At 64.2% G+C, this 16,329-nt stretch carries 19 protein-coding genes and 1 tRNA gene; 3 read left to right on the forward strand and 17 right to left on the reverse strand.

Translation table 11 applies throughout. The annotated features are described in order from the left end of the window. Positions 1 to 55: 55 nt before the first annotated feature. The 6 genes from BRA1417_RS0101300 to BRA1417_RS0101330 all read right to left on the reverse strand — a co-directional run bounded on the left by BRA1417_RS0101300 (position 56) and on the right by BRA1417_RS0101330 (position 4,888). A complete protein-coding gene (locus tag BRA1417_RS0101300) occupies positions 56 to 715 on the reverse strand; it encodes an NAD(P)H-binding protein (RefSeq protein WP_027514256.1) in 660 nt (219 codons plus the stop codon). Positions 716 to 851: 136 nt separating this feature from the next. Beyond that, a complete protein-coding gene (locus BRA1417_RS0101305; protein WP_027514257.1) occupies positions 852 to 1,676 on the reverse strand; it encodes an alpha/beta fold hydrolase in 825 nt (274 codons plus the stop codon). A 19-nt stretch (positions 1,677 to 1,695) separates the two neighbouring features. Continuing rightward, a complete protein-coding gene (locus tag BRA1417_RS0101310; RefSeq protein ID WP_027514258.1) occupies positions 1,696 to 2,205 on the reverse strand; it encodes a hypothetical protein in 510 nt (169 codons plus the stop codon). 189 nt (positions 2,206 to 2,394) lie between these two features. Continuing rightward, complete coding sequence (locus tag BRA1417_RS0101315) at positions 2,395 to 2,703, reverse strand: EthD family reductase (protein WP_007615494.1); 309 nt, start codon at positions 2,701 to 2,703, stop codon at positions 2,395 to 2,397. 238 nt (positions 2,704 to 2,941) lie between these two features. Further along, positions 2,942 to 4,648: an FAD-dependent oxidoreductase gene (locus tag BRA1417_RS0101325; protein WP_027514259.1), complete on the reverse strand. Its 1,707-nt coding sequence runs from the start codon at positions 4,646 to 4,648 to the stop codon at positions 2,942 to 2,944. 27 nt (positions 4,649 to 4,675) lie between these two features. Beyond that, positions 4,676 to 4,888: a hypothetical protein gene (locus tag BRA1417_RS0101330; protein WP_027514260.1), complete on the reverse strand. Its 213-nt coding sequence runs from the start codon at positions 4,886 to 4,888 to the stop codon at positions 4,676 to 4,678. A 316-nt stretch (positions 4,889 to 5,204) separates the two neighbouring features. Between BRA1417_RS0101330 and BRA1417_RS0101335 the strand changes: the two genes are divergently transcribed. Next, positions 5,205 to 5,279 (forward strand) — tRNA-Thr (locus tag BRA1417_RS0101335). Between the two features lie 794 nt (positions 5,280 to 6,073). Here BRA1417_RS0101335 and BRA1417_RS0101340 read toward each other — a convergent pair. The 5 genes from BRA1417_RS0101340 to BRA1417_RS0101360 all read right to left on the reverse strand — a co-directional run bounded on the left by BRA1417_RS0101340 (position 6,074) and on the right by BRA1417_RS0101360 (position 9,241). Continuing rightward, a complete protein-coding gene (locus tag BRA1417_RS0101340) occupies positions 6,074 to 6,760 on the reverse strand; it encodes a hypothetical protein (protein ID WP_156948518.1) in 687 nt (228 codons plus the stop codon). A 121-nt stretch (positions 6,761 to 6,881) separates the two neighbouring features. Further along, positions 6,882 to 7,358, reverse strand: coding sequence for a Crp/Fnr family transcriptional regulator (locus BRA1417_RS0101345; protein ID WP_027514262.1), 477 nt, complete (start codon positions 7,356 to 7,358; stop codon positions 6,882 to 6,884). Positions 7,359 to 7,530: 172 nt separating this feature from the next. Further along, positions 7,531 to 8,169, reverse strand: a complete 639-nt coding sequence (locus BRA1417_RS0101350) for a ferric reductase-like transmembrane domain-containing protein (protein WP_027514263.1) — start codon at positions 8,167 to 8,169, stop codon at positions 7,531 to 7,533. Between the two features lie 11 nt (positions 8,170 to 8,180). Further along, a complete protein-coding gene (locus BRA1417_RS0101355) occupies positions 8,181 to 8,684 on the reverse strand; it encodes a twin-arginine translocation pathway signal (protein ID WP_027514264.1) in 504 nt (167 codons plus the stop codon). Between the two features lie 134 nt (positions 8,685 to 8,818). Beyond that, entirely contained in the window at positions 8,819 to 9,241 is a 423-nt protein-coding gene (locus BRA1417_RS0101360; RefSeq protein WP_027514265.1) for an MgtC/SapB family protein, read from the reverse strand. A 231-nt stretch (positions 9,242 to 9,472) separates the two neighbouring features. On the opposite strand from BRA1417_RS0101360, the gene BRA1417_RS0101365 reads away from it, so the two are divergent. Next, positions 9,473 to 10,468: an LLM class flavin-dependent oxidoreductase gene (locus BRA1417_RS0101365; protein WP_027514266.1), complete on the forward strand. Its 996-nt coding sequence runs from the start codon at positions 9,473 to 9,475 to the stop codon at positions 10,466 to 10,468. 174 nt (positions 10,469 to 10,642) lie between these two features. Here BRA1417_RS0101365 and BRA1417_RS0101370 read toward each other — a convergent pair whose 3' ends face one another. From BRA1417_RS0101370 to BRA1417_RS0101395, 6 genes are read right to left on the reverse strand one after another with little or no spacing between them, the layout of a single operon-like run. Then, positions 10,643 to 11,518, reverse strand: coding sequence for an amidohydrolase (locus BRA1417_RS0101370; protein ID WP_027514267.1), 876 nt, complete (start codon positions 11,516 to 11,518; stop codon positions 10,643 to 10,645). A gap of 12 nt (positions 11,519 to 11,530) precedes the next feature. Continuing rightward, positions 11,531 to 11,923 (reverse strand): RidA family protein, encoded by a 393-nt coding sequence (locus tag BRA1417_RS0101375; RefSeq protein ID WP_027514268.1) that lies wholly within the window; start codon positions 11,921 to 11,923, stop codon positions 11,531 to 11,533. Positions 11,924 to 11,948: 25 nt separating this feature from the next. Further along, positions 11,949 to 12,752 (reverse strand): 2-oxo-hept-4-ene-1,7-dioate hydratase, encoded by an 804-nt coding sequence (gene hpaH, locus BRA1417_RS0101380; protein WP_027514269.1) that lies wholly within the window; start codon positions 12,750 to 12,752, stop codon positions 11,949 to 11,951. A gap of 3 nt (positions 12,753 to 12,755) precedes the next feature. Further along, positions 12,756 to 13,616: a fumarylacetoacetate hydrolase family protein gene (locus BRA1417_RS0101385; RefSeq protein WP_027514270.1), complete on the reverse strand. Its 861-nt coding sequence runs from the start codon at positions 13,614 to 13,616 to the stop codon at positions 12,756 to 12,758. Between the two features lie 43 nt (positions 13,617 to 13,659). Next, the gene (locus BRA1417_RS0101390) at positions 13,660 to 14,277 is read right to left on the reverse strand and encodes a flavin reductase family protein (protein WP_027514271.1); all 618 of its coding nucleotides are present in this window, start codon (positions 14,275 to 14,277) and stop codon (positions 13,660 to 13,662) included. Positions 14,278 to 14,280: 3 nt separating this feature from the next. Continuing rightward, the gene (locus BRA1417_RS0101395; protein ID WP_027514272.1) at positions 14,281 to 15,246 is read right to left on the reverse strand and encodes a tripartite tricarboxylate transporter substrate binding protein; all 966 of its coding nucleotides are present in this window, start codon (positions 15,244 to 15,246) and stop codon (positions 14,281 to 14,283) included. Between the two features lie 132 nt (positions 15,247 to 15,378). Between BRA1417_RS0101395 and BRA1417_RS0101400 the strand changes: the two genes are divergently transcribed. After that, positions 15,379 to 16,188 carry an IclR family transcriptional regulator gene (locus tag BRA1417_RS0101400; RefSeq protein WP_027514273.1) on the forward strand — a complete coding sequence of 270 codons (810 nt, stop codon included), beginning with the start codon at positions 15,379 to 15,381 and terminating at the stop codon, positions 16,186 to 16,188. The last annotated feature ends 141 nt before the right edge of the window (positions 16,189 to 16,329 follow it).

The following is a 16,329-nucleotide window of genomic DNA, read 5'->3' on the forward strand; positions in this document are numbered from 1 at the left end:
CGGGGCTCAACGCGCGCGGGCGGCGAAATTTCCCTAGAACTAACGCCCCACTGGACTAGAGGCTATTGATATCCTCCATCTCCAGCACCTTTCGCGGATACCCCTCCCGCGCAACCCGGATCATGGCGCGGCCGATCTGCTCGGTCGAGGTGACGAGCCGCGGCGACAGCCGACGCAGCACCGACCACAGTGGCCAACTTGCTGCATACACGGCCTGCACCCACGCGGTCTTGGAGCGGGCGCCGTGGAGCGGCTGGATCGCGCCGGGCCGGAACATGTAGGCCGCCTTGAACGGCAGCTTGAGGAGATCGTTCTCCGTCTTGCCCTTGATCCGCGCCCACATCCGCGAACCCTGCTCGGTGGAATCGGTGCCGGCGCCCGTGACATAGACGAACGTCATCTGCGGATTGAGCCGTGCCAGCGCGGTCGCCGCTGCGAGCGTGATATCATAGGTGAGATGACGGTAGCGCTCCTCGCTCATGCCGATCGAGGAGACGCCGAGGCAGAAGAAGCAGGCGTCGAAGCCGGTGAGCTGCGTTTCGATCGCCGAGTAGTCCGTGAAATCGCCGTGCGTGATCTCCATGAGCTTGGCGTGGCGCACGCCGGTCGGGCTGCGGCCGACCACGAGCACGCGATCGATGCCGGCATCGACCAGGCATTCGCGCAAGACGCCCTGCCCGACCATGCCGGTCGCGCCGAAGATGATGATCTGCATCGGGACCTCCCCGCAGCGCGCCTTCCGCGGCAGACTGGCTAATGAAGGGCTGCAGCCACCGGCTCACACGCGACTGGAACGTGTCCGCACCCGGCCCGTTCGAAATCAGATCGGTCCGCGCGTGGACTGAGGCCGCTCACCCCTTGAAGAATGCCAGCAAATCCGCGTTGATGGTCTCGGCGTGCGTTGTCGGCATGCCGTGGGGAAATCCCTTGTAGGTCTTCAGCGTGCCGTTCTTCAAGAGCTTGGCCGACAGCGGCGCGGAATCGGCGTAAGGCACGATCTGGTCGTCATCGCCGTGCATCACCAGCACCGGCACGGTAATCTTCTTCAGATCCTCGGTGAAGTCGGTTTGCGAGAACGCGACGATGCCGTCGTAATGGGCCTTCGCGCCGCCCATCATGCCCTGGCGCCACCAGTTCTGGATCACCGCTTCCGACGGCTTTGCGCCGGGACGGTTGTAGCCGTAAAAGGGGCCAGCCGCGATGTCGCGGTAGAAGCTGGAACGGCCGGCAGCGAGCTGCACCTGGAAATCGTCGAACACGCTCTTCGGCAGGCCGCCGGGATTGGCGGCGGTCTGCACCATCAGCGGCGGCACTGCGGAGAGGATCGCGGCCTTCGCCACCCGGCTCTCGCCATGGCGCGCGATGTAGTGCACCGCTTCGCCGCCGCCGGTGGAGTGGCCGACATGGATCGCGTTCTTGAGGTCGAGATGGGCCGTCACGGCTGCGAGATCATCGGCATAATGATCCATGTCGTGGCCGTCGGCGACCTGCGACGAACGGCCATGGCCGCGACGGTCATGGGCGATGACGCGATAGCCGTGCGTGACGAAGAACATCATCTGCGCGTCCCAGTCGTCGGCCGACAGCGGCCAGCCATGGCTGAACACGATCGGCTGGCCCGAGCCCCAATCCTTGTAGAAGATCTCGACGCCCTCCTTGGTGGTGATGGTGGGCATTGTCAGGCTCCTTGAATGATCAGGCGAACGCCATTGGCTTGAAGCGGCGCCAGGCGCCGATGGTGAGCACCACGAAGAACACCAGCACGAGGCCCTGCACCACGGCGAACACGGGACCTCCGGGCGGCGCCGGCGCCACGGCGGGTGCGAGCGCGGCGAGCGCCGGCACCTTCAGGAACGACTGGATCACCAGCACGAAGACGTTGAAATAGAGCGAGATCATCGCGGTCACGATGTAGACCGGGCGCCAGACCCCAGCGAGCTTCATGCCGTAGAGCGCGATGCAGGCGATCGCGAGCAGGACCAGCGAGATGATGCCGATGATATGCGACGGCAGCAGCTCCTTGACCGGAAACAGGAAGCCGGTGGCGCTGGTGAGGATCGTGAACGCTAAGAAAATCGCGGTGAGGCCCGGCATCGCCTTCGAGCCGAGCAGGCCGAACATCACGACGAGGCCGGCGGCGATGCCGATCAGGCTGATGACGACATGAATTAGCGTGAAGGCGGGCAAGCTCAACCCAAGAACCATGACATCTCTCCTACTCTCCGCATTGAGTTCGGGATTGATATTACGGTCCTCATCGGATTGCCACACGCGCTGGCGTCACACATGCGTGCACAGCCATGCGTCATCGTGCGAATCGAAAAACGCATGGCTGATATTTTTGCACCGCTGTCACAAACGACGGCAGTTAGCCGACCAAAGTCGAATCGCGGCTCACACTTCCTTGGTGTCGAAGATCAACAGGTCGGCGCCGCCACTGGCGAATTTCGGCACGTCAGCGCCGGTCGCCTTACCTTCCGGGCTAGCGAATGCCGCCTGGATGTCGGCCGTGCTGTCGAAGGTGAGAATGGCAACGAGATGGATTCCGGAAGGTCCAGCGGGGGAGCCGACCGGCCCCTTGCTGATAGCGTACTTCTTCAGGCCTGGAAGTTTCTTCGCGAGCGGAATGTGGGTCTCGGCATAATATTTGTCGAAGGCCGCAGCATCCGTGGGCGTTTTATACAGCACGACGATTTCAGCCATTTAGTCCTCCCGTTAAGCGTTTTCTTTGTCGATCCTCATGGTGAGGAGGCGCGCGAGCGCCCCTGCGGACGATGCTTGCGCATCGCCGCGCGAACCATGCAGGCCCGGCTTTGGCGGCTGGGCCTTCATCCTTCGAGACGCGCGCAATGCGCGCTCCTCAGGATGAGGAGATAATCCCGCATCACATCGCAGGATGGCAAGCCTCAATCGACTTGCCATTTACTTGCCTTGTCCTTGACTAAAGCGCCGGTTTTGCGGCGTCGCCGAGGAAGCCGTGCAGGGAGGCCACGACCTGGGCGCCCTCGCCGATGGCGCCGCCGACGCGCTTGACCGAGCCGGAGCGGACGTCGCCGACGGCGTAGACGCCGGGCACCGACGTCTCCAGCGGCGCGACCAGCCGGCCCTGGTTCTGCTCGGACTGCGCGCCCGTGACGACGAAGCCGCCGCGATCGAGCGTCACGCCGCAGCCATCGAGCCAGCTGGTGGCGGGATCGGCGCCGACGAACAGGAAGAGATTGCGGAGGTCGGCGAAATCCTCGTCGCTCGAGAGCCGGCTTTTCCAGCGGATACGCCGCAGCAGCGAGGCCTCGTCGCCTTCGAGCGCCGTAATCTCGGTGTTGAACATCAGTTCGATGTTCGGCGTGGCTTCGATGCGCTCGATGAGATAGCGCGACATGCTGGCGCCAAGGCCGCCGCCGCGGATGATCATCAGCACTTTCTTGGCGTGCCCCGAGAGGAAAACAGCGGCCTGTCCCGCGGAGTTGCCGGCACCGACAAGCGCGACCTCCTCACCGGCGCACAGCTTTGCCTCGACCGGCGAGGCCCAATACCAGACGCCGCGGCCCTCGAACTTGTCGAGGTTCTCGATCTCGGGCCGGCGATAGCGCGCACCGCTCGCGACCACCACCGCGCGCGAATGCAGGGGGTCGCAGCCGTCAAGCGCCACCGAAAACGCGCCGTCCTTGCGCGTGCAGTCGAGCGACTTCACCGTCACCGGGATCATGATCTCCGCGCCGAACTTTTGCGCCTGGTTGAAGGCGCGCGCGGTCAGGGCCTGGCCGGAAATTCCGGTCGGAAAGCCCAGATAATTTTCGATGCGCGCGCTGGCGCCGGCCTGGCCGCCGAAGGCGCGGGTGTCCAGCACGGCGACCGAAAGGCCTTCGGACGCGGCATACACGGCGGTGGCGAGCCCGGCCGGTCCGGAGCCGACGATCGCGACGTCGTAGATGCGGTCGTTGCGCGGGCCGCCGATCATGCCGATCGCGCGTGCAAGCTCGGTTTCGCCGGGATTGCGCAGCACAGCTCCATCGGGGGTGACGACCAGCGGCCAGTCGTCCGGCTTGGGCGAATAACGCGCGATGACGTCGGCGGCGTCGCGGTCACGCGCGGGATCCAGCAGATGATGCGGCTGGCCGTTGCGGGTGAGGAAGCCCTGCAGCCGCACCACGCCTGCCGAATGCGAGGGACCGATCAGCACGACGCCACCGACGCCGCCTTGGAGCAGATTGACCCGGCGCAGGATCAGCGCGCGCATGATGCGCTCGCCGAGCTCGGCCTCGGCGACCAGTAGCGCGCGCAGCCGCTCCGGCGGCAACAGCAGCGTCTCGACTTCGCCTTCCGCGCGGCCGTCGACCAGCGCCGGCCGTCCCGAGAGCTGGCTGAGCTCGGCCAAAAATTGTCCCGGCCCCTGGTCGATCAACGGCGTGACATGGCCCAGGCCGTCGCGCTGGGTGATGGCGACGTGGCCCTTGAGCACGACGAACATGCCCGGCCCGGGCTTGCCGGTCTCGAACAGGAATTCGCCATCGGCATAGTTGCGGACCTCGCCGAAATGCCTGACACGCTCGATCTCGGCTGGTGTCAGCGTCGGAAATGTCTGTTCAGGGCGGGTGAACCGCGACATCTGCGCGTCACTCTCGGGTCGTTGCGATTCGTCCTGCCCCATTGCCACGTCCATGCACTCCAAAAAATTCTAGTCGCCAGTCTTGTCGGCTATTTTGCCGGCGGTCCCCTCATTTAGGGGATCATCTTCGTTCTGCGAGGGGCCACCACTTGCGGCCCGTTCGCGCGCCTGCATTTTTCGCCGCTTCAGGTTTTCGCGCAGCGCCGATTTCAGCCGGTCGTCGCGGGACGCCCTCGCCTGTTTCGAATTCTGCTGCTCGCTCTTGTCGTTCTCGTCTGCCATCGGGGTCCATTACAGCGATCGGCGGTAACATGCCCGAGGAATAAGGCAGCTCAAGAGGCCCGCGCGATCCGATCGTGCGAAAAATCGAAATGGATCGAATCCGGCGCATCGGGCAACTGGCCAGTTGGGTGGGGATATCGGAACCGATTCCGCGGAAAGTCGGCCGTTTCGAGCCAAAACAGGCATTTTGGCCCCGATATCGACCCGATTTTATCGCTTTGGCGGAGCTAGCAAGCTTGCACAGGAGGGGGGCTTGTGGCAGATATCGGCCCGCTTGGTAGGCCCCTCGTGGCGGCCGATTCTTACCCCAGCACATGCTGCCGTAGCTCAGTGGTAGAGCACTCCATTGGTAATGGAGAGGTCGACAGTTCAATCCTGTCTGGCAGCACCATTTCCTGGGTCGATCACGCACAGATCAGCATTCTCGCGGCACGAGATGCCCGAGGTTTGCTTCTACCTTGACCCTCCTCTGTGAAGAGGGCGCAGGGAAGACCGGGTGCCGGCTGGCACCCACGGTCCGCTGCGCGAAAGTGTAGCGCAAAGAGACCGCACAGCAGCATACAGGTGACGCCGAACACTCGGCCTTCCCTGCGCAGTGGGTTGACGGCTTATGCCGCGCTCTCCCCGGCGACGAGTTCCTTTTTGTCACCGTCGCCTTGCGAATTGACGATGCCTCGAGACCCGGTAGAGCCCCGATCCATCTCCGCAAGGCTTGACCGTAGCAACGACGGCCAGGACCATACGATTTTGCCGTACGCAGCGATCCGGCTTTGCCAAGAGGCTTCGCCGGACACAGGCGCCGTTCGTCCGCACGCTAGACAAGACCTCACGAGGTTCATCTCGCCCTGGTCCCGTCTTCGTGCCCGACGCTGCCGCGTCCACCACCCCCCGATCCACGTTCGTTACGACGGACGATCGCCCCTCTCCCTGGACCGAGATGGCGGACTGATACTGCGATTCCGAATTTCGGTAAAGTGGAATATTTTTGTAGAGGAGGATTGACACGGTTTTGCGGGAGCCGGGTGTTTTGGCCGACGGGTCGGTGCAACGGTTCCCAGGATTGATCGGGCGGCTTTACGCATCGATTCCAGTACAAGGCCGTGATCGTTTCACTCTGCTATCGCTATAAATTACCTGCACGCGCGCCCCGGATTTGCGCCGCTCCCATTCAACTGGGACAGCATCTTACTCCGTCGAAAGGCCATTCTGAAGCACACCCACGAATCCCGTTGCATCCTTGCGAAGTATATGCCGGAGCGCTGGACCATCAACTTTTCGAGCTAAAACCCAAACGTTTGCTTCTCCCGCAACAATAGAAGCAGCGGAAATGACGTGATCGATGTCGTGGATCATGGCCCTCCTGCCAGTGATCTTGGGCTGGAGATCGAAATGCGCAATTGCCGTGTTTCGCAGCTCAGCCAATGTTGCGATTGCTTCCCCTAATTTGCCCCGCCGAAGTGCGCGACTGTATTTTACCAACCGCTGCGCAGAAATACCTGCCAATTCTGCACTGCCATTGCGGGCATGAAGCAGCTGCAAGAACTCGGATCGGTCCGGCCTTAGTGCTGCGGTCAATGTCCTTCGGAGGCTGGCCGCACGCCGGTCCTCGTCAAACAATGCAGCGGTCGATATAATCATTGACCTGAGTAGTGTTGCCACCACGATGTTGGCCCCCTCAGCTGCCGTGCTGTGGTTGCATGCGTCTACAAACCGCTTTGATCTGGACATAGCGCGGTAAAGAAATAGCTGCCCCAGCAACACCCGGATCTCTCTAGTGATAAGGAGCAATTCACGTGCAAGCGCTTTATCGTCTTCGCTTCCGAATGCTTCCGTAAACTCCGGCATCAGCATCGAGATTTGGTCGTCACGCACAACTTTTCCTCGCATTTTGGAGCCCAGCTCGTAAGATGGGTAGAGCGAAACGCAAACAATCAAGGCTTTTCGAAACGCGACGTGATGGGTTTCGCTTGCGTTCTACGCATCCTGCCGCCTTTCAATTGTCGTCATGCACCTGCTGCCCGGCAAATCGATTGTCGGCCCGACGCAGCCGTCGGCATAGCTCGCGATTGATGTTCTGCAGGACGATCACATAGGCGTGGATATCGGCCTTGTAACAGGCGTAGAGCTTTTGGGCGGTCAGCTCGTACAGCACCGTTGGAGTCTCCGCGATCACCGTGGCAGAACGATTCTGCATTTCGATCAGCGTCATCTCGCCGAAGAAATCGCCGGGCTCCAGAACTGAAATCGGGATGACCCTGCCCGCATTCGCCCGTTTGCTCACCGCCAGCCGGCCGGATTTGACGATGAACAGCGAGCGTCCGGGCTCGCCCTCCGTCACGACGGTTGCTCCGGTATCAAATCGGCACTCGACCAGCATCGACATCAGGAGGTCGAGACTTTGATCCGGGATACCGCCGAAGAACGGCGTGGCGAGCAGGAACGCCTTCACCTCGGGGACACTGACGGCCATCGCGAAAGGTTACGCCCGGTCGCTGACTGCGGCAAGCGGGGTAGCCTGCTCCGTCATTGCGAGCGTAGCGAAGCAATCCAGAATCTTTCCGCGGAGGGACTCTGGATTGCTTCGTCGCAAGTGCTCCTCGCAATGACGAGTTGAGAGAGCTTCGCCTCTTGAGCCCAGTGAGCTACTGCCGCGCGACACTTTCCCCCCGCGGCGTCCTTCGCTTTCGCCACACTTGCAGGTCAATCATGACCTTCACGGTTGCCACGAGGATCAACACGCACAGCGCCGCCTTCGAGATCGTCTCCATCGTCCCCTCGATCAGCAGGCAATGGGCCACGCTGCAGGCGACGATGACGATGGCGAGGGGAATATGGACGATGCGCCAGGTGCGCAGCCGCAATCCCAAGCGCCGGCGCAGTAGCGCCATAAGCGCGACGGTGAAGATGGCCCACATGGCGGTCACGCCGAAGGGGGAGAACGGCGTCGGTGAGGTATAGGTCAGGGCGTCGATCATGTCGGGCGGGCTGGTGATCCAGAGGCCGGCGACGTGGATCACGACTGCCAGAGCGAGCGCGCCGCCGATCCAGTGATGGGCGCGCCGGCCGCGATAGGCCGACAATCCCGGCAGATATCCGCCGATCAGCAGGGGCTGAACCAGCACGAGACCGAGCGCGATGATTCCCGCGAAGCCGGCGAGGATGTAGACCGGGCCGCGCCATGCGAGTTGCTCGCTTCCCGCAGCGAGCGCGATCGGCACGCCGATGGCCAAGGCAAGGACGACCCAGATCAGGCTCGCCCGGGCCGATCGCCGCCCCTTCATCTGCAATGCGATCAGGCCGGCTGCAGCACGAAGTGTGCCTCGAGGCTGGTTTCCTTTGCGCTCCGCATCACCGGCCGGAGGAACACGGTTTTGAACTCGCCGCTGTCATAGGCGAGATGGCCATGGGGCTGGCCGAAGATCGGAATGATCTGCGGCATCTCGAGCCGGAATCTTCCGTCCTTGTCGGTGAGCGTGGCCCCGTGACTCTGCGGCTGGTGCTCCTGCCCCTCGGTGGTGTGCGCCCAGATCTGGATGCGCTGGCCCGCGAGCGGTGCCCCGTCGCCGGCACGGCGCACGGTGCCGCTCATCCAGAAGCCACCCTTTCCGATCCGCTGCACGACCGCCGCGCCCTTGCGGTAGTTGTTTGCCCCGCCCGACATCGTCTCGGTTGGCGCGAGGCCGTCCGCGCGGGCACGCAAGAGCAGGCCGGGAACACCGGTTACCAAAAGCCCGGTTCCGAGGATCGAGCCGCCCGCGGCGAGGAGGCTCCGGCGATTGAGTACGACCGTGGTCATATCGGTTCCTCCTGGCGAGCGTCCAATGGCTCGGTGAGTGTACAACAACGGGCGCCAGCCGCCCAGTTGGGCCGAGGGGCGCAACGGGTCGCAATGACGGTGTTGTGAACGGGGTGCATGCCGCCCGCATGCCGTCAGTGATCGTCGTCTTCCTTGACCAGCGTCAGCAAGCGAAGGGTCAGGAACGTGAATAGGGCGACCGTCACCGCGACATCGTACGCGCCGAGCCCGACGGAAACGCCGATCGCGCCTGTAGCCCAGAGGCTCGCGGCCGTCGCGGTGCCCTGCACCGAATTCCCCTGCTTGAGAATCGCGCCACCGCCGATGAAGCCGATGCCGGTGATGAGCCCCTCGATCACCTTTGCCATCCCGTCAGGCGAATGCACGAGCAGGCTTTCGCTGGCCTGCACGAAGCCGCAGCTTGCCATGGCGACCAGCGGAAAGGTGCGCAAGCCCGCGCTGCGCGCGCGCTTCTCGCGGTCCCAGCCAATGGGAACGGCGAGCGCGAACGCCGCAGCCAGCGCGACGACATGAACGCCGATGTTGAATCTGTCCAAAGAAAGCCCCCGAAATGAAAATCGTAGCCGTTGATCAAACCGGCCGGCAACGCCGCAATGCGGCCCGCGGTTTCCATGCAGGCGAATTTGCCGCATGCCTCAGCGCAGCGATGGCTTGGCCTCCGCGCAATGGAGCCGCCGGCGCAGCACCATGATCGTTTCGGCTGGTATTCCCGGGGCCGGCTCCTACATGTCGAGTCACGTTCCCATCGCATGCTTCCGGACCCGCCCATGATCCCCTTCTCCGTGCTCGACCTCGCGCCCATCCGCCAAGGCGGCGATGCGTCACAAGCGTTCCGTAACTCGCTCGATCTGGCGCAGCATGCGGAAGCCTGGGGCTACAAGCGCTTCTGGCTGGCCGAGCATCACAACATGACGGGCATCGCGAGCGCGGCGACGTCGGTGGTGATCGGGCATGTCGCGGCCGGCACCAAGACGATCCGGGTCGGCTCCGGGGGGATCATGCTGCCGAACCATTCGCCGCTCGTCATCGCCGAGCAGTTCGGCACGCTGGCCTCGCTCTATCCCGGGCGGATCGATCTCGGGCTCGGCCGGGCGCCGGGCACCGACCAGTTCACCGCGCGGGCGCTGCGGCGCGATCTCGCCACCAGCTCCGAGAATTTTCCGCAGGACGTGCTGGAGCTGCAGGCGCTGCTCGGCGATTTGCAGCCGAACCAGACCATCCGCGCCGTGCCGGGCATGGGAACGAAGGTGCCGCTGTGGATCCTGGGCTCCAGCACTTTTGGCGCGCAGCTTGCGGGGATGCTCGGGCTGCCGTTCGCGTTCGCCTCGCATTTCGCGCCGCAGATGATGATGCCGGCGCTGCGGGAGTATCGCGCGCGATTCGAGCCCTCGGCACAGCTCGACAAGCCCTATGCGATGGTCGGCGTCAACGTGTTCGCCGCCGACAGCGACGCGGACGCGCAGCGCATGTTCTCCTCGCTGCAGCAGCAGTTCATCAATCTGCGCCGCGGCACGCCCGGCCCGCTGCCGCCGCCGGTCGACGACATGGACGCGCTGTGGTCGCCGGCGGAAAAGGCGATGGTCGGCCAGTCGCTGTCGTGCTCGGCGGTCGGCTCGCCTGAAATGGTCGAAGAGAAGTTGAAGGCACTGATCGCCGAGACCGGCGCGGACGAATTGATGACCACGGGCCAGATCTACGACCACGCCGCGCGGCTGCGCTCGTTCGAGATCGCAGCCGGGGTGCGGGACCGGCTGGCGGGGTGAGCAGGCGCGAATAGTTGCGACAATAAAGGTGCGCTCCCTCCCCCGCCTGCGGGGGAGGGTTTGGGAGAGGGTCTATCCGCACCGGGACAATCCCCTAGAGGGGAGAGCCCTCACCCCGACCCTCTCCCGCAAGCGGGAGAGGGAGCGCACCGCGCTCGGGGCAGGCCGTGAGCCCTAATCCGGAAAGCCGAACAGCTTGGCCGGATTGTGCACCAATATCTTCTCCAGCTCCGCCTGATCGGCTGCGTAACGGTACATCAGCTCGAGCAGATCAGCGTCGTTCGGTGGCTGCTTGACCGAGACCGGATGCGGCCAGTCGCTGGCCCAGACGCAGCGGTCGACGGCTCCCTCGATATAGGCACGCGCGATCGGGATGACGTCGTCGTAGGGTGGCCCGAGCTTCGAGGTCTTCTCCCCGAGCGACAGCATCACCCAGAAATTGCCCTTGGCGAGCAGCTCGAGCATCTTGCGCAGGTTCGGATCGTTCCTGCCGGCTTCAGGATCGGGCCGCGCCATGTGGTCGATCAGCACGGGCACGTCGAGATTCTCGTATTTGGCGACGCTGGAGACGATGCCGTCCTTCTCCGGCTGGATCTTGACGTACCAGCCGAGCTCGCGGATGCGCGCAATGGCGCGGGCGAAATCGGCATCCGACAGCACGGCGCCGAGTTCCTGGCGGAAGCTGAAGCGCGCGCCGCGGACACCGGCATCGTGCAGTTTGGCGAGATAGGCATCGTTCGCCTCCGCGAACACCAGCGCGTTGGCGCAGCCGCGATAGTTCGGCCCCATCGCGGCGAGACCGTCGAGCACGACGGCATGGTCGGCGCCATAGGTGGTGGTCTGCACGATGATGCCGCGCTCGATGCCGAGCGTCTTGTGCACGCGCAGCGCCGCTTCCCAGGTCGCGGTCGGCATCCGATAGGCCGCGCCGGGACGCTCCGGATATTTTTCGATGGGGCCGAGCACGTGGAACTGGCTGTCGACAGTCTTCGGCGGCGGCGCCTTGACCGGGCGGCGCGGGTTCGGGTCGAACGGCAGATAGGTCGGCATGCGCAAACTCCTTTAGTCGATCACGGCAGTGAAGTCGCACTGCACCAGCGCGCCGCCGTCCATGTTGTCCATCGGCAGCGCGTGGCGTGCCGGGCGTGAATGCTCGTCCGGAAACATGTTAAGCCACTCGACATTCACGGGCCCGCGCTGCGTACGGTCCTTCAGCCACACCGTCATCTTGATGATGTCGTCCGTGGTGCCGCCCGCGGCCTCCACCGTCGCCTTCATGTGCGCGAACATGTTGGCGCATTGCGCGTCCAGGCTCTCGGGCATCGCGCCAGCCGCATCGCGGCCGAGGATGACGCCCGACATCACGAGATTGCCGATGCGGCAGGCGTTCGGAATCGGATTGGCGTGCTTGAAGCCGCCGATATGGATGCTCTTGCGCCGCGTGTGACCGGTCATGATGCGCTCCCTCTTGCTTATTGGTTCAGACGAATTGGCACGACACCGAGCCGAACGCGCCATAGTCGCCATGAAACGTGTCACCGCGGCGGATGTCGACCGGCCGCGTGAACGATCCTGCCAGCACCACCTCGCCGGCGGCGAGATGCTCGTCATGCGGCGCGAGGCGGTTGGCGAGCCAGGCAATGCCATTGGCGGGATGATTGAGCACGCCGGCGGCAAGGCCGGTTTCCTCGACCTCGCCGTTGCGGAACAGCAGCGCGCCGATCCAGCGCATGTCCGCGTCCATCGGACGGAACGGCCGGCCGCCGAGCACCAGCGCGGCGTTCGCCGCATTGTCCGAGATCGTGTCCATGACTTTTCGCGCCTTCCCGGTCTGAGGATCGACGCGGTGCATGCGCGTCTCCAAGATCTCCAGTGCGGGCGTGACGTAGTCGGTGGCGTTGAGCACGTCGAAGATGGTGCAATCGGGCCCGCGCAGCGGCGCCTTCAGCACGAAGGCGAGCTCCACTTCGATTCGCGGCGCGTGAAAACGGTCGAACGGGATCGGCGTGGCATCGGCATAGAACATATCGGCAAACAGCACGCCGTAATCGGGCTCGCTGATGCCGACCGCGTTCTGCATCGCCTTCGAGGTCAGGCCGATCTTGTGGCCCTTGATGACCCGGCCGCGACTGAGCTGAAGCTTGGTCCAGGCGCGCTGAACGGCATAGGCATCCTCGATGCTGAAATCGGGATAGTCTTTGGTAAACATCGTGATCAGCGTCTTGCTGCGCTCGGCTTCGTCGAGGCGCGCGGCAAGGCGTTCGATCGTGGCAGTATCCAGCATGGCTCAACTCTCCGCGGCTACGGTGTTGCGCAGTACGCCGATGCGGCTGGATTCGACCTCGACGACATCGCCGACTTTGAGCCAGCGCGGCGGGTCGAAGCGGGCACCCGCCCCGGTCGGCGTGCCCGTCACGATCATGTCGCCAGGCTTCAGCGTGGCGAAGGTCGAGAGATAGGAGATCAGGAAATCGAACGGGAACATCAGCCGCTCGGTGGTGTCCTGCTGCCGGACCTCGCCGTTGACGCGCGTGATGATGTCATGAGGCCCGCGCGCATCGAGCTCGTCCGATGTGACGATCCAGGGACCGATGCTGCCGGAGCGGTCGAAGTTCTTGCCTTGCGTGACATTGAACTTGCCGTGGCGCAGCCAGTCGCGGATCGTGCCCTCGTTGCACAAGGTCATGCCGAAGATGTGCGCCCAGGCCTTTTCGCGCGGAATGTGGCGGCCGCCCTGACCGATCACGATGACGAGCTCGCCTTCGTAATCGAGCTGATCGGAGACGTGAGGCTTCTCCAACGGCTGACCGGAGCCTGTCATCGAGGACATGCTGCGCACGAACAGGCTGGGATATTTGGGCAGGTCGGAGCTGTCTTTATACTCCGCATTGCGCTCGGCGTAGTTGACGCCGATGCACCACAGCTTTTCGGGCGCCAGCACCGGCGGAAGCAGCACGAGATCGTCGAGGGCGTAGTCCGGCTTTTGTCCGGCGACGGCTTCCTGCGCGTCGGCCAGCGCATTGGCCGCGATCAACGCCCTCACATCGGAGAAGTCGCGGCCGATCCGCCGGGTCAGGTCGACGACACCGCCTTCGATGGCGGCACCGTAGCGCGGCTCTCCGTCAACGATGTAGCTTAGGAGTCGCATGGTCGTTCTCCAATGGTCTTGAGGCGCGCGCGGGGCAGCGCGCTCAGTCTTTCGACTTGGGGGTCTGGAACACGCCGCGCAGTGTCACGATCTCGCCGAGCCGGGCGTAGCGCGGCCCGCCGATGCGCGCGATCGGGTCGAGCGCCGCGGTTTCGACCTTGCCGTCGTTCACGAGGCCGTCGCGGAGGTGGAACATGACGACCTCGCCCACGATGAGACGGCTGCGGGCGTCGCCGAATTCGAGGCATTGCCGGAAGCGGCATTCCATCGCAACGGGTGCAATGCCAAGACGCGGCACCTTGATGCGCTCGCTCGGGATCGTCTCAAGGCCAAGCTCCGCGACCTCGCTGATCTCAGGCGGATGCTCGACCGATGAGTCGTGCACGGCCTGCATCAGCGGGGTGTCGGCGATGTGGATGACGTATTCCTCGGTGTCGAGGATGTTATGCGCGGTGTCCTTATAGTCCGCGCCCTTGCGGCCGACGCTGATGGCCAGCATCGGCGGCTTCTGCGAGACGAAGGTGAAGGCACTGAACGGCGCGAGGTTGAGCACGCCTGCGGGCGACAGGCTCGTTACCCAGGCAATCGGACGCGGCACCACGATGCCGGTCATCAGCCGGTAGATGCGTTCGGCGCCGAGCTCGGTGGGGTCGATCCGCATCGATCAATCCGCCTTGATGTTGGCCTTGCGCACGATCGGAATCCATTTGGCATCCTCGCGCTCGAGATAGGCCTTGAATTCGCCGGGCGTCATCGCGACGGCTTCGCCGCCGAGCTTCTCGAACTTGTCGACCACGGCGGGATCCTTCAGGATCGCGGTCAGCGCCTCGTGCAGCTTGTCGATCACGGGCGCCGGCGTGCCTGCCGGTGCGAACAGGCCGGTGAAGGTCTGGCCGTCGAAATCCTTGTAGCCGAGCTCGGCGAACGTCGGCACGTCGGGCAGCGACTTCAGGCGGTGCGGGCTGGTGACGGCCAGCGCCCGGAACAGGCCGGCCTTGATGTGCTGCAGGCTGACCGTGAGCTGGTCGAACGCGAACTGCACCTGCCCGCCCAAGAGATCGTTGACCGCAGGCGCATTGCCGCGATAGTGCGCGGTGACCCATTGCAGGTCGAGGCTGGACTGCATCAGCTCGCTGAGCAAATGGTTGGTGGTGCCGGGACCGGGCGAGGCCATCGTCAGCTTGCCCGGCTCGCGTTTGGCGAGGTCGATGAATTCCTTGAAATTCGTCGCCTGCACCGACGGATGCACCTCGAGCACCAGCGGCGTCATCGAGATCGTCGTGATCGGCAGGAAGTCCTTCTTCCAATTGTAGGCGTCGCGCTTGTTGATTTCGGTCGCGAACAGCACCGGGCCGTTGGCGCCGACGAACAGCGTGTAGCCGTCGGGCGCGGATTTCGCGAAGGCCTCGCCCGCGATCATGCCGCCGGCGCCCGCCTTGTTCTCGATGATGAAGGGCTGGCCGAGCTTTTCCTGGAGCTTGTCGGCGATGATGCGCGCGGCGCTGTCGACATTGCCGCCGGCCGGATAGGGCACGATCAGCTTGACGTTGCGCGCCGGCCATTGCTGGCCCGACGCCGGTCCCGTCAACATCGCCACTGCGGCAGCTATGGCAATCCAGATTAATCTCATGTTAACCTCCCGGCGGCGCTTCCAATTTTAAATCGAGTGCCCCGAACGTCGTACACGGCATCTCGATTCGGAGCGCAATCTCCAGATGCGCGCTTTACCTGTCGAGTGAATTGTGGCGTTCTTGTCCATATTATGGACAAGACCTCTTCCGCGAAATCCGCCCGCCGCATGACCGAACCGCGACAGGGCGCGCAGGCGATCCGGCGCGCGCTCGCGGTGCTGCGCATTCTCGCCGCAGGCCGCGAAGACGGCGTGCCGCTGGCCGAGGTGGTGCGGGCGACCGGCCTCACCCGCCCGACCGTGCATCGCATCGTCCACGTGCTGATCGAGGAAGGCATCGTCGAACGGCATGACAAAACCGGCCGCTACGCGATCGGCAACCAGGTGCCGGAGCTCGCGCTCGCACGGGCCCGGCCGTCGCGGCTGCTGATCGCCGCCAATCGGTCGCTGCAACGCGCCTCCACCGAGATCGGCGACACGCTGTTCCTGACGGTGCGGACCGGCAACGACACGCTGTGCGTCGATCGCAGGATCGGAATCTATCCGATCCAGGTGCTGTCGATCGAGGTCGGCGCGCGCCGGCCGCTCGGCGTCTCCAGCGCAGGCGTTGCCATCCTCGCCGCGATGCCGGCGCAGGACGCGCGAAAAATCGTCGCAGCCAACGAGAAGAGACTGGAGGCCTACCGGACCGACGCGGCGACGGTGCTGGGCCAGGTCACCGCCGCAAGGCGGCTGGGATATGGCATGAGAGAAATTGGTCTGGTGCAGGGCACGAAATCGATCTCGACCTGGATCAAGACCCCGGACGGCCGCCCCGCCGCCGCGATGACCGTCTCCGCCGTTCGCACGAGGCTCGGCCCGCGCCGCGAACAGGAGGTCGCGGAGATTTTGCTGCGCGAGGCGCGGATCATCGAGCAGGCGATCCGGGGGAATACTGGATAGCGCTGACGGTGCCGCTTCACCTCTCCCCGCTTGCGGGGAGAGGTCGGATCGCTCTTGCGATCCGGGTGAGGGGGTACAGGTCTCTCGACCATCTCGCGTGCGGAGAGAGGCCCCTCACCCCACCCCTCTCCCCGTAAGAAC

It is taken from the genome of Bradyrhizobium sp. WSM1417, from assembly GCF_000515415.1.
Classification (GTDB): domain Bacteria; phylum Pseudomonadota; class Alphaproteobacteria; order Rhizobiales; family Xanthobacteraceae; genus Bradyrhizobium.